The sequence below is a fragment of the Enterococcus sp. FDAARGOS_375 genome (assembly GCF_002393265.1).
GTDB classification, from domain to species: Bacteria; Bacillota; Bacilli; order Lactobacillales; family Enterococcaceae; genus Enterococcus_D; species Enterococcus_D innesii.
This window is the reverse complement of record NZ_CP023515.1, coordinates 289,136-302,644: the sequence shown is the minus strand read 5'-3', so window position 1 is coordinate 302,644 and position 13,509 is coordinate 289,136. Positions and strand designations below refer to the sequence as shown.

The window sequence follows — 13,509 nt, the reverse complement described above, 5'->3', positions numbered from 1 at the left end:
CCCATCACCATTCGAGTGACACAAAAAGCAGTCCAACGACGCAAACAGCGAGGAGTAAAAATCAATGAAGAAACAAGTTTATATCATCTCACACAGCCACTGGGATCGGGAATGGTACATGCCTTACGAACAGCATCACATGCGGCTAGTGGAATTGATGGATGATCTTTTAGAATTAATTGAAAATGACCCTGAGTTCCACAGCTTCCATCTAGATGGACAGACGATCATCTTGGATGACTATTTAGAAGTGCGGCCTGAAAAACGCGAGGCGGTCAAAGCGGCCATCAAACAAGGGAAATTACAGATCGGTCCGTTTTATATTTTGCAAGATGACTTTTTGATCAGTGCCGAATCAAACACCCGTAATATGCTGATTGGAATGGCAGAAAGCAAAAAGTGGGGCACCCCCGTTATGTTGGGGTATTTCCCAGATACTTTCGGCAATATGGGACAAACTCCGCAAATGATGCTGCAAGCCAATCTTGAAAGTGCTGCATTTGGGCGTGGCGTCAAACCGATCGGCTTTGACAACGAAGTTTTACCCGATGATCAATTTACTTCCCAATATTCTGAAATGCATTGGGAAGGTCCAGATGGCAGTCAAATCTTTGGTCTACTTTTTGCCAACTGGTACTCCAATGGCAATGAGATTCCAGTGGATAAAGCAGAAGCCAAAGCTTTTTGGACACAAAAACTGCACGATGTAGAAAAATTTGGTGCCACCAATCATTACTTAATGATGAATGGGGTCGATCATCAACCCGTCCAAAAAGACATTTCGGCAGCGATTCGTACAGCCAACGAGCTATTCCCAGAGTATGAATTCAAACACGCCAGCTTTACCGAATACCTTGAAGCGGTGCAAGCAGATCTGCCAGATGACCTAGGAACTGTCACAGGTGAATTGACCAGTCAAGAAACCGATGGTTGGTATACTTTAGCCAATACCGCCTCTTCCCGAGTTTATCTAAAACAATGGAATACAAAGGTTTCCCGCCAATTAGAAAATGTTGCGGAGCCATTAGCAACTATGGCTTATGAAGCAAACGGCAGCTATCCTCACGATATGTTGGATCATGCGTGGAAAACCCTGATGCAAAATCATCCTCACGACAGTATCTGCGGCTGTTCAGTGGACGAAGTACACCGAGAAATGATGCCGCGCTTTGAAAAAGCCAATGAAATCGGCAAGTTCGTGGCAGATGAAGCGTTACGCAATTTAGTAGCCGCCATCGACACGAGCCAGTTTCCTGAGGAGAGTCGCCCTTTCGTGGTCTTCAACACCACTGGCAGCACCCGTTCTGGTTTAGTGGAAGTCGTGATCGAACTTGAGCGTAAAACATTCCGTGAAGGATTGCCAAGCAAGCTTTACCACGAATTGTTGGCGAAGCCAAAAGGTTCTTATTCGGTGATCGATGAACAGGGGAACCCTGTTGCTGCGATTATCAGTGAAGAAGAGGTCCTTTTTGACTATGAATTGCCTAAAGATGCTTTTCGGATTCCTTTCATGAAACGCTTTGTCAAGGTCCAAGTTGAAGCAAACCAGTTGCCAGAATTTTCATGGCAGACCTTTGCCCTAGTAGAAAAAGCCGCTACGCCAGTAGAGAGCGCCCCGATCGTTTCAGAAGGAGGGCGCAAACTTGCCAACGCACATTTGGAAGCCGTCATTACTGAAAACGGCAGCTTGACGATTACAGACAAAGCAACCCAAAAAACGTATCGCAATTTACTGGTTTTCGAGGATGTGGGGGATATCGCCAATGAGTACATCTTCAAACAACCAGAAGGGGATCAAGCAATCTTATCGACACAATTTCCGCATCACGTGACGATCGAACAAAACGATCCACTGGTGGGGATCGTGCGACTGACGCAAGAATTGCAGATTCCCGTTTCAGCAGATGACCGTTTGTTAGAAGAACAAAAAGCTGTTGTCGATTTCCGTTTCCGTAAGGCACAGCGGAGTCAAGAATTGGTTGCATTCAAGATCGAGACGGAGATTCGCTTAGAACGAACCAGCAACCGCCTGGCATTTAAAACCACCGTCAACAACCAAAGCAAAGATCACCGACTGCGGGTGTTATTCCCAACAGGGATCATCACGGATTTCCATGAAGCTGACAGCATTTATGAAGTCGTAAAACGGCCGAATCAGGTTTCCAGTCATTGGGAAAACCCAACAAATCCGCAGCATCAGCACGCCTTTGTCAACTTGCATGATGAAACTGGCGGCATGACGGTTTCTAATTTTGGTTTGAACGAATATGAAATCGTGAAGGATCAGATCTGCTTGACCTTGTTGCGCTGTACGGGAGAGCTAGGCGATTGGGGCTACTTCCCAACACCAGAAGCGCAATGCTTAGGCAGCCACACCTTTGAATACGGTGTAGCCTGTCATGGGGCTCCTGAAGAACGTTATGAAACGTATCGCCAAGCACAAGCTGCCCAAGTTCCTTGGACGGCAAGTCAGACCGACAAGCATCAAGGCAAGCTAGCCAGCAGCAACCAATATATGGAAGCTCATGGAACGACGGTAGCTATCACCGCTTTAAAACGCAATCGCCAAGACCAGCAGATCGTTTTGCGGGGCTATAATTTGGCGGATCGAGCCACTGCCTTTCACGTGCAAAAAGAGCAGGCGACGCTCTGTCTGTTGAACCTTTTAGAGGAAGAACAAGCATCGACCGTCAATCAGCAATTACACCCATATGAAATTCGTACCATTGGAGTAAAGGAGTGAGAAATGATGGTTTATGGAGGAATTGAAGCCGGCGGCACAAAAATGATTTGTGCCGTTGCCGATGAACAGTTGACGATCATCGCCCAAGAGTCGATCCCAACGACAACACCGGAGGAAACGTTAGCGGCGATCTTTGCCTTTTTCGATCCCTACGATCTCGTGTCATTAGGGGTCGGTTCCTTTGGTCCGATCGGGATCGATCCAACCCAAGCGACCTATGGCCACATACTAGCGACGCCGAAACAGGGCTGGCAGCAGTTCGATTTTCTCGGTGCATTGAAGAAGCGCTACCCAGAGACAGCATTTGCTTGGACAACAGATGTCAATGCTGCCGCTTATGGGGAATTACGCCAAGGAGCGGCGCAAGGCAAAGACAGCTGTGTCTATTTGACAGTAGGAACCGGCATTGGCGCAGGAGTCGTTCGTGAAGGAAAGATTTTCGAGGGGATCGGTCATCCAGAAATCGGTCATACCTATGTCAAACGTCACAGTGAAGATACGTATGCTGGTACATGCCCGTATCACGGCGACTGTCTGGAAGGATTAGCCGCAGGGCCTTCTTTAGAAGGACGTACGGGGATCAAAGGACAAGACTTGCCGCAAGCGCACGAGATTTGGGGGTTGCAGGCCTTTTATCTAGGGCAAGCGCTGGTCAATATCACGTTGACCTTAGCACCTGAGAAAATCATTTTAGGCGGTGGGGTCATGAATCAGCCGCATCTACTCGCTCAAATCCAACAAGCCTTCCAAAAACAAATGGCAGGCTATATGGAGACACCACCAGTGGAAGACTACATCGTCACTTGGGGCTTGCCGAACAAAAGCGGGATTATCGGCTGTCTCTTGTTAGGCAAAGAGCAGGTGACTGCCCATGACTAACCTGTATTTTCCTAAAGATTTTTGGTGGGGAGCTGCTGCCAGCGGTCCGCAAACTGAAGGACGAACGGCCGATGATGGCAAAGGTGATTCGATTTGGGACTATTGGTACGCAACGGAGCCAGAACGTTTTTATCAAAAACGGGGACCAAAAGATACCGTCCAGCTGCTGCAGCGTTACCCAGAAGATGTGGCGTTGATGAAAGAGATCGGCTTTAATTCTTTTCGAACCTCGATCCAGTGGAGTCGCTTGCTGCCAGAAGGAAGAGGGGCGGTCAATCAACAAGCGGTGGCGTTTTATCGCGAGTACTTCGCCACTTTGATCGAAAATGGCATCGAACCCTTCATCAATTTGTATCATTTTGATATGCCGATGGTACTGCAAAAAGAAGGCGGCTGGCTCAATCGCGAGACTGTCACAGCATTTGCAGATTATGCTGCTTTGTGTTTTGAGTTGTTCGGTGATCAAGTCCGTCATTGGTTCACGCAAAATGAACCAATCGTGCCAGTGGAGATGGGGTATTTGTATCAACAGCATTACCCAACAGAAATCAACTTGGCACATGCGGTGCAAGTCGGCTACCATGAAGCACTCGCCAGCGCCTTAGCGATCCAACGCTTCCGTCAATCTCAGCAATCAGGCGAAATCGGCATCATCTTGAATTTGACACCGACTTATCCGAAAGATCCGAACGATGAAAAAGATGTCCAAGCGGCGCAACTGGCAGATGCCTTTTTTAACCGATCCTTCTTAGATCCAGCGGTCAAAGGCACCTTTCCTGTAGAATTGATCGCTGTCTTAAACGAGTTGGCGATCATGCCAGAAACCAGAGCAGAAGATTTGCAGATCATTAAAGAAAACACGGTCGATCTCTTGGGGGTCAACTATTATCAGCCACGGCGGGTGCAGCAAAAGCGTTCTGCCAAAACAGCGGACACACCAATGCCAGAAGATTATTTCGATGTGTATGATTGGCCAGAAAAGAAAATCAATCCCCATCGAGGCTGGGAGATCTATGAACGAGGCATCTATGATACCTTGATCAACCTACGAGACAACTACGGCAATATCCCCTGTTATATTTCAGAAAACGGCATGGGGGTCGAAGATGAAACACGCTTTATCGATGCCAGCGGTCAGATCCAAGATGAGTACCGTATCACCTTTATCAAAGATCATTTGCGGTATGTTCACCAAGCGATCCAAGAAGGCAGCCAGTGCCGCGGGTATCACATGTGGACCTGCATGGACAATTGGTCTTGGCTGAATGAATTCAAAAATCGTTACGGGTTTATTGCTGTCGATTTGGCTACCCAAAAACGGACCATCAAAAAGTCTGGTGAGTGGTTCCACGAAGTGATTCTACAAAACGGCTTTGTCGACTGATCATTCATAAAAAACAAATCAATGAAGCGTCCTATCTTGCAAAAGGTAGGACGTTTTTCAGGTTTTTAGAGAATAAAAACAAAATATAAACAAAGACCTTTAATTTGTTTCATTTTATCTTTAGTTTGTTCCTTATTTTTTAGGGATGAAAGCGTTATTCTAGTAGCATGAAGGAGATGATGAGATGTGAAGAAAAAGGGGTTTTGGAGGAATGTCTGGCAATACAAAGCATTGATATTGATGGCTTTGCCAGGTGTTGTCTGGTTTATCTTTTTTTTCTATATACCTGTATTCGCAAATGTGGTGGCGTTCAAAGATTTCCACATTTCACCAGACGGCTTTTTTGCCAGTTTGAAACAAAGCCCATGGGTCGGCTTTGATAACTTTAAATTTTTATTTGCATCCAATGATGCTTGGCTGATCACTAGAAATACCCTACTCTACAATATCGTATTTTTAGCATTCAACCTATTCTTTGCGATTGCCTTTGCCATTATTATGAGTGAGCTGCGCAATAAGCGCTTGGTAAAAGTGTATCACACGATGTCCCTGTTGCCGTACTTCCTTTCTTGGGTGGTTATTTCGTACTTTGTCTATGCCTTTTTGAGTCCAGACAAAGGGATCATTAACCAATGGATCACGGGTATGGGCGGTGAAGGAATCAACTGGTATGCTGATCCGAAATGGTGGCCGTTTATTTTCGTCTTTATGAATGTCTGGAAGAGCTTAGGCTACAACAGCATCATCTATTATGCGTCAGTGGTCGGGATCGATCAGACGTATTACGAAGCCGCGATGGTCGATGGCGCCAGCAAATGGCAGCAGATCAAAAATGTGACGTTGCCACAGCTGATTCCAATGATTTCTGTTTTGTTGATTTTGAACATCGGTGGGATCTTCCGTGCCGACTTCGGACTTTTCTATCAAGTCCCACGAAACTCTGGGGCGTTGTACCAAGTCACCTCCGTTTTAGATACGTACATTTATAATGGACTGACTGCCACAGGCGACTTCGGGATGACCGCAGCTGCCGGCCTTTATCAATCAGTGGTTGGGGCATTACTATTACTAACAGCGAATTTGGTTGTTCGTAAACTAGAACCAGATTCAGCATTATTCTAAGGAGGATGGATAAATGAAGAAAAAAGTAACGAAAGTCGAGATCCGCTCCTTTAACCCAACGGTCAACCTGATTTTTAATATCGTGATCGGTCTGTTCGCGATTTCCTGTGTCTTGCCGTTTCTCTTTGTGATCGCGATCTCATTGACCAGTGAAACCTCTTTGGCAGAAAACGGCTATCGCTTTTGGCCACAAGAATTTTCGTTCGCAGCGTATACCTACCTGTTTAGCGGACAAATGAGCAGCAAAATTTTCCAAGCATTTGGCGTATCTATTTTTATCACTGTTTTTGGTACCTTCGTCAATGCAACGATGACTTCGCTATATGCCTATGTCATCTCTCGCTCAAATTTTCCATTCCGTCGTTTCTTTACGATCTTCGCTTTGATCACCATGTTGTTTGCGCCAGGGATGGTTGCCAATTACTTAGTGATGGTCAACTTGATCCAATTGAAAGACACGATTTGGGCGTTGATTTTACCCCTTGCCTTAGGGCCTTTTAATATCCTTGTTATGCGGACCTTCTTTAAAAAGACGGTACCAGATAGTATTATAGAATCTGCGCGCATCGACGGTGCCAGCGAAATGAAGATTTTTCTGTCCATCGTGTTGCCGTTAGCCGTTCCAGGGATCGCAACGATCAGTCTATTTGCCGCTCTTGGCTATTGGAATGACTGGTTCAATGCATTGTTGTATATTCAAAAAGACTCTTTAGTGCCGTTACAAGCACTTTTGATGCGGATTCAAAGCAACTTGGACTATCTAGCCAAAAGCTCTGGTATGGCTGCCCAGATCCAAGGTGGTTTGGCCGCTTTGCCAAGCGAAACTGCTCGCATGGCAATCGTTGTTGTTGCAACCTTACCGATTGCGATCACCTATCCATTCTTCCAACGGTATTTTGTCGGTGGTCTGACAATTGGTGGCGTCAAAGAATAATCAAATAAGTATAGGGAGGAAACAAAAATGAATTTGTGGAAAAAAACAGCTTTTGCTGGGATGGCCGCAGCGGCAACTTTGGGAATGGCTGCCTGTGGGTCGAACGGCGCAACATCCGATTCAGAAAACAATGCAGACGGCGTAACGACTTTATTGATGTATCAAGTCGGGGACAAGCCAGAAAACTTTGATCAATTAATGGAGATCGCCAATAAACGCATTGAAGAAAAAACCAACGCTCGCATCGATCTGCAGTATATCGGCTGGGGTGATTGGGATCAAAAAATGAGTACCATCATTTCATCGGGTGAAAACTACGATATTTCCTTTGCCTCAAACTATGTTGCGAATGCGCAAAAAGGCGCGTATGCAGATTTGACGGAGTTAGCACCAAAATATGCCAAAGAAGCGTATGATCAATTAGACGAATCTTATATCAAAGGCAATACGATCGACGGAAAATTATATGCCTTTCCAGTCAACGGCAATATTTATGCCCAACAAGTCTTGACCTTCAATAAAGAGTATTTAGATAAATATGATTTGGATATTAGCGGGATCGAATCTTATGCAGATGCCGAAGACGTGTTGAAGAAGTTTAAAGAAGAAGAACCAAGCATCGCACCGTTTGCGATCGGACAAACCTTTAATGTTTCTGGAAACTATGATTATGTAATCGGGAAAGATTACCCATTTGCTGTTAAATTGGACGGCGATACAACGAAGATCATCAATCAATACGAAGATGATGAACAAATGGAAAACTTGAAATTGATGCACAAATGGTATAACGAAGGCTTGATCCCAACTGATGCAGCCACTAATACGACTGGTTACCCATTAGAAGGCAACACATGGTTCATGCGTGAAGAAACCCAAGGACCAATGGATTACGGCGATACGATCTTAAGCAATGCCGCAGGTCATGAATTGGTTTCACGTCCAATCACGAAACAATTAAAATCAACAGGCCAAGCGCAAATGGCAAACTTTGTCGTAGCGAATGTTTCGAAAAACAAAGAAAAAGCAGTGGAAGTGTTGGGCTTGTTGAACAGCGATCCTGAATTGTTGAATGGATTGGTTTGGGGTGTCGAAGGCGAAGCATGGGAAAAAATCGAGGGCGAAGATAACAAAATCCGTCTCCTTGATGGCTACTTGCCAAATACCCGGATGGCTGCTTGGAACACTGGGAACAACATGATCCTTTATACACAAGAATCCATCACAGACGATATGATCAAAGAGCGTGATGAAAATATTGCTAACGCTGAAGCATCACCAATCTTAGGGTTCAACTTCAAGACTGATAATGTGAAAACAGAAATCACGAATATCGCCAATGTCATGAACCGTTACAAAGCAAGTTTAGCAACGGGAACGATCGATCCAGAAGAAAATGTTCCGAAACTAAACGAAGAATTAAAAACCGCTGGCTGGGAGAAGGTCCGCGATGAAATGCAAAAACAATTTGATGAGTATCGTGCAAGCCAAGAATAAGCAACAGGCGCCGCTCACCAATCAATAGATCAAGTAAGCCGGAGGCTAAACGCATCAGGACCAATGGTTCCCACGTCTAGCTTCTGGCTGCTTTTTCTTTAAAGTAAGTAGCGAAATCTTTGATGAAAAAATAACGTTACTTTTGTTTTTTAACCTTCAAGCAGCAAGCATAGTGCCTCTAAAACGTACATAGCATTAAAAGATTCTCAGGTAGCTTGAGTAGGAAGCTAAAATCATGCTACATTTTCGATAGGGAACAAATAAGGGAGGAATTTTAAATGGAAGAAACAGCAAATAGTGGGTTGGTCAAGGGCTTTCGCTTGATTTGGGCGATCGTGAAGTTGAATTTGTTTTTCGTCGTATTGACATTGGCAGGTGGCGGAATCTTAGGGATCGGTCCAGCGTTTCATACCATTAGTACCTTGATCCATGAAGACGGACTAAATTATGAGCATCAAAGCTTTCGCAGCGCATGGCGCATTTGGCGCAGCGTCTTTGTCAAAGCCAATAAACAGTTTTATCTTTTCTTCCTACTGTCAGGTTTCTTAGTGTATAACTTGTATTTAGCTACCCAGATCCAAGGCTTGATTTGGCTGATGATCTCTTTTGTTTTAGTTGTCGTCAGCGGATTGAGTATCTTACTGTACTTACTAAGTGTGGTTTTTGACACATCCTATGAGATTTCCCTGTGGAATAACCTGAAATTGTCCTTCGTGTGTCTGTTTCTTCATATGGCGACCTTTCTAAAATTGTTAGTGGGGATTGCCAGTATTTTCGCTTTTACTTGGATGATGAAAGGGCTCTTGCTCTTTGGAACCTTCAGTCTATTGATTTTGTGGTGCCACGTGGCGATCAGTCAGGAAAAAACCGTCATTGATCGGGACTTGGCACATGACTAAGCAGCGCTTTCGTTTGTTTAAACATGACTTTTTGATCAATCAGTTGATGCAGTTGTATAGCGTCCTTTTGGTGATCATCTCGATTATTATCATGCTGGTTCTGACGGCATATACTGGGGCAGACCGCTTCAATAGCAGCGAACGCCTCGTGGAAGCAACCAGTATGCAGCTGGATGCATACGTGCAGGATCAAAACGCGGTTGTCTCAGCGGTATTAGGCGAATTTACCAGTTCGGATACTGCTTTTGAATCGCTGCGCAATTATTTACAGCTTTCATTGCCAGACTATTTTTCCTATAGTAATGATATTTTTCGCCAGACGGGACAAAGTGTGTATTTGCCAAACATCCTCTATCGCTTGATCCGTAATCATCCTAGTATCGAAGAGATCATTATTCAACTAGATGAAAGCAATGAGACACTAGTGGCAACCCCAGATACCCCTTATGGAGAAAAACGCAGCGGCAAGCAGATCGATTTGAAAAATCGTCTGTTTTTTGTTCGTTCGATCGCCCAACCAAGTAATTATGCGCAACCGTTAGGGCAAGTCTACGTGATTTTTCACTCAGACGATGTCTTAGCCAATCGACAAGAAGACAACCAAGCGCATGGTATCAACAGTTTTTTGTATACCTCCAATGGTCAGCGGCTATACAAGGATGCCGCAAACCTTAGCAAGCAGACCTTAGCGAAAATTGATCAGGCGGTGGCTCATGGAACTATTCACGACACTCTGTCGAAAGACTTTTATATCAAAAAACAAACGACCGTCAGCGGAGAGTTGTCACTGATCTTGTTGTCAAAAGGTGTGATCTGGCGGGATATTTTTTCCAGCGCCATTTGGATTTTTAGCTTTGGGATTGGGATTCTCTTATTGGTTCTATGGGTGCTCCATCGGACCTTCAAGCGCTATACCTCGCAAGTACAGCAGATCGTCTATGCGACGAAAGAAGTCAGTCAAGGAAATTTTGATAAGCGGATCGATACCGCCAATGTCCAACAAGAGCTGAAAGAAATCGCAGAAGCCATCAATCAAATGACTTACAGTATCAACGAGTATATCAAAGACATCTACACGTTAGAGATCAAGCAGCGAGACGCCGATATGCGGGCGCTGCAAGCACAGATCAATCCGCATTTTCTGTATAATACGTTAGAATACATTCGAATGTATGCCTTGAGTCGCAACCAAGAAGAGCTGGCGGATGTCGTCTATGCCTTTTCGGCACTGCTACGGAACAATACGACGCAAGAAAAGACGAAGACCTTAAAAGAAGAAATCGATTTTTGTGAAAAATATGTCTACTTGTTTCAGATGCGCTACCCAGATAAGATCGCCTATCATGTAACCATCGATTCGGCATTAGAACAGTTGGAATTGCCGAAGTTCACGCTGCAGCCGCTTGTCGAAAACTATTTTGTTCACGGCATCGATTATCAGCGCAATGATAATGCCATCAGTATCAAGGCTTATAAAGAAGTCGAACAGATCGTGATTGAGGTCAAAGACAACGGCAAAGGCGCAGATGCACAGCAGTTGGCGATGATCCAAGAAGAACTGCAAAATCAGGAGATCGGAGCCCAAACCTCGATCGGGATCAAAAATGTTCACGAACGGTTGCGGGGCATGTTCAACGGCGCCTATCAAATGGACGTTACGTCTCAGGCAGGTGCTGGGTTTACGGTCAAGATCCGCTTAGATGAGAAACGTTTGCAAAGGGGGCATGAGACAGATGTATAAAGCAATGTTCGTTGATGATGAATACATGATCTTGCAGGGGCTGCAAATGATCTTGCCTTGGCAAGAATTGGGCTTTGAAGTGGTGCATACAGCGAAAAGTGCTAGTGAAGCCCTCGAGTACTTGCAAGAGCATTCCGTTGATTTGCTGATCACGGATATTCGGATGCCAGAAATGAACGGCATCGATATGATCCGTCAAGCACAAGCGTTTGGGAATCGATTTTTCTCGATCATTCTGTCAGGCTATCAGGAGTTTGCCTTTGTCAAACAAGGCATGGCGTTAGGTGTGCGTAATTATCTCGTCAAACCTGTTAACAAAGAAGAACTACGCAGCAGTGTACAAGCGATTGCAGCTGAGTTAGAGGAGCAGCAAAAACTGTTGGCAGAAAAAGAACTGTATCAAGAATCAAGCCTGCTGCTTTGGTTGAATGATGAATTGAACGAAAGCGAGTACCTCCATTTGCTGGCGCAACAGCGGGTGCCACTAGCAGCACCCTTTACCGTTTTGCAGTTCAATGGGACTGCTGAGATCTTACAAAAAATCACGACGTTTTTTCAGCAACACGATCAGCCATTGATCTTACCAGGGCGATTAGATGAAAACCAAGTGATCATTACTGCTGCTGGACCAAGGCAGCAAATCAACGCTGATCTAAAAGCACTGGCACAGCAGCTCAATAGTACTGACTGGCAGTTGATTATGAGCGAGACCATCAACGAGTGGGAGAATTTGTATAAAGCCTATGAAAAAATCAAGCAGGTTCAGTCACTGCAAGCCTTCTACCCAGATCTGTTCTTACAAGAACAGACGATCCACGTGGATATTTTAGAGCGAAACGAAGAACTCCCGTTTCTGTCTTTTAACAAAGCACTGACCATTGGGGATGTCAAAACGATCCAACATGAGCTGGATAAAATGTTCGCTATTTTGGAACAAACCCAAGCAGACCCTGAGCATGTTCGCTATGTTTCGTTCTTGTTGTTCAATGATATTTATCGGCAGTTACCAGTACTTTCTCATGAAAACCATGAACAAATTTTGGCGCGGATTCGTGAGTCTAATACACTGGCAGATTTGCGGCAGCTCTTTGATGATGTGCTGGAGTTGGCGAAATCGCAGCCGCCGCAAAAACGCTATTCAGAGATCGTTCAAAAGACGATCCAGTTGATCGAAGAAGGCTATACCCATGATTTGACGGTCAAATCAGCGGCTGAAGAACTGCATGTCAGTGTCGTTTATTTAGGGCAGCTCTTTAAGAAAGAAACGGAAATGAGTTTTAATCAGTACGTCAATCTGGTGCGGATCAAGCAAGCCCAGCAGCTGCTGCTTCATTCGAAAGCCACGATCAGTGAGATCGGCGATCGTATTGGTTACAACAATACCAATTATTTTTCCAAAATGTTTAAGAAATTGAATGGTCTGACCCCCAAAGAGTTTCGCGATACCTATGAACAGCATTATGAATCTCTTGATTGAATTTAGATTTCTTCAAAAAAAATCTGGTTTTTGTGATTAAATGATAGTAATTGTGACGCTTTCACGGTAAACTAAGAGAGGAAAAATAAAGAAGAGAGCGTGATGTTGTGAAAGAAACCAAAAAATTTGCACAAGTTTTGATAGGTACCGGGCTGATTGCGTTGGCCATTTCCTTATTGATCACCGCCCATCAAGGATATGATACGATCAGTACGTTTTTACTAGGAATTTTGAATTTCGTCGATGTCCCTTTTTGGATTGCCAGTTTGTGTTTTAATATTATTGTTTTGTTGATTGTTGCAGTCTTTGATCGTGCCGAATTAGGCATTGGCAGTTTTATCAACGGGATCGGCTTAGGCCTGTTGATCGGGATCTTTGAACCAGTGATGGACAAAGTATCGATTCATTTGCCTTTTTATCCTTGGATCGCTATTTTCGCTGCACCGATCTTATTTGGGATCGGCGCTGGTATCTACGTTTCTTCCAACAAAGGATCAGCGGCGTTAGAAGCCTTGACTGCCTTGATCTACAAACGAAGCAAATTGACGCAAAAAACGATCCGTATCGGCTTGGATGCAGCCATGGTCTTGATCGGTTTTGCGTTAGGCGCCAGTGTTGGGTTAGGTACTCTCTTGTGTATCGTCTTTATTGGCCCAATCTTTGAAGCCACCATGAAAACCATCGCTGCTCGGAAGAAAAACGCCTAGCCTTGAGAATAAGTCGGAAAAAGCTGTCTGTGAGGGCAGCTTTTTTGCTGTTTCTATTTAAGGGAATTATCTGATGGAAGAGAAATTCTGATTTCCTTAAGATTCTCTGGGTAAAAAAAGTGTTTT

The 13,509-nt window shown here is 44.6% G+C and carries 10 protein-coding genes; all 10 read left to right on the top strand.

Annotation, left to right across the window (positions count from 1 at the left end):
* The first annotated feature begins 64 nt into the window (after positions 1-64).
* The 10 genes from CO692_RS02400 (at position 65) to CO692_RS02355 (ending at position 13,383) form a co-directional block, all read left to right on the top strand.
* Positions 65-2,743, top strand: coding sequence for an alpha-mannosidase (locus CO692_RS02400; RefSeq protein WP_096741435.1), 2,679 nt, complete (start codon positions 65-67; stop codon positions 2,741-2,743).
* A gap of 3 nt (positions 2,744-2,746) precedes the next feature.
* Complete coding sequence (locus CO692_RS02395; RefSeq protein WP_005225513.1) at positions 2,747-3,622, top strand: ROK family protein; 876 nt, start codon at positions 2,747-2,749, stop codon at positions 3,620-3,622.
* Positions 3,615-5,006, top strand: a complete 1,392-nt coding sequence (locus tag CO692_RS02390; protein WP_096741434.1) for a glycoside hydrolase family 1 protein — start codon at positions 3,615-3,617, stop codon at positions 5,004-5,006. Before CO692_RS02395 ends, CO692_RS02390 begins: the two co-directional genes overlap by 8 nt.
* 240 nt (positions 5,007-5,246) lie before the next feature.
* A complete protein-coding gene (locus tag CO692_RS02385; RefSeq protein WP_086294872.1) occupies positions 5,247-6,128 on the top strand; it encodes an ABC transporter permease in 882 nt (293 codons plus the stop codon).
* 13 nt (positions 6,129-6,141) lie between these two features.
* Complete coding sequence (locus CO692_RS02380) at positions 6,142-7,062, top strand: carbohydrate ABC transporter permease (RefSeq protein WP_005225516.1); 921 nt, start codon at positions 6,142-6,144, stop codon at positions 7,060-7,062.
* A gap of 27 nt (positions 7,063-7,089) precedes the next feature.
* Positions 7,090-8,559 (top strand): ABC transporter substrate-binding protein, encoded by a 1,470-nt coding sequence (locus tag CO692_RS02375; protein ID WP_096741433.1) that lies wholly within the window; start codon positions 7,090-7,092, stop codon positions 8,557-8,559.
* A gap of 278 nt (positions 8,560-8,837) precedes the next feature.
* Positions 8,838-9,458, top strand: a complete 621-nt coding sequence (locus CO692_RS02370) for a DUF624 domain-containing protein (RefSeq protein ID WP_010747780.1) — start codon at positions 8,838-8,840, stop codon at positions 9,456-9,458.
* Positions 9,451-11,199 (top strand): sensor histidine kinase, encoded by a 1,749-nt coding sequence (locus CO692_RS02365; RefSeq protein WP_081116591.1) that lies wholly within the window; start codon positions 9,451-9,453, stop codon positions 11,197-11,199. The genes CO692_RS02370 and CO692_RS02365 overlap by 8 nt, the downstream gene beginning before the upstream one ends.
* Positions 11,192-12,676: a response regulator transcription factor gene (locus CO692_RS02360; RefSeq protein ID WP_005225520.1), complete on the top strand. Its 1,485-nt coding sequence runs from the start codon at positions 11,192-11,194 to the stop codon at positions 12,674-12,676. The genes CO692_RS02365 and CO692_RS02360 overlap by 8 nt, the downstream gene beginning before the upstream one ends.
* A gap of 107 nt (positions 12,677-12,783) precedes the next feature.
* A complete protein-coding gene (locus tag CO692_RS02355; RefSeq protein WP_005225521.1) occupies positions 12,784-13,383 on the top strand; it encodes a YczE/YyaS/YitT family protein in 600 nt (199 codons plus the stop codon).
* The last annotated feature ends 126 nt before the right edge of the window (positions 13,384-13,509 follow it).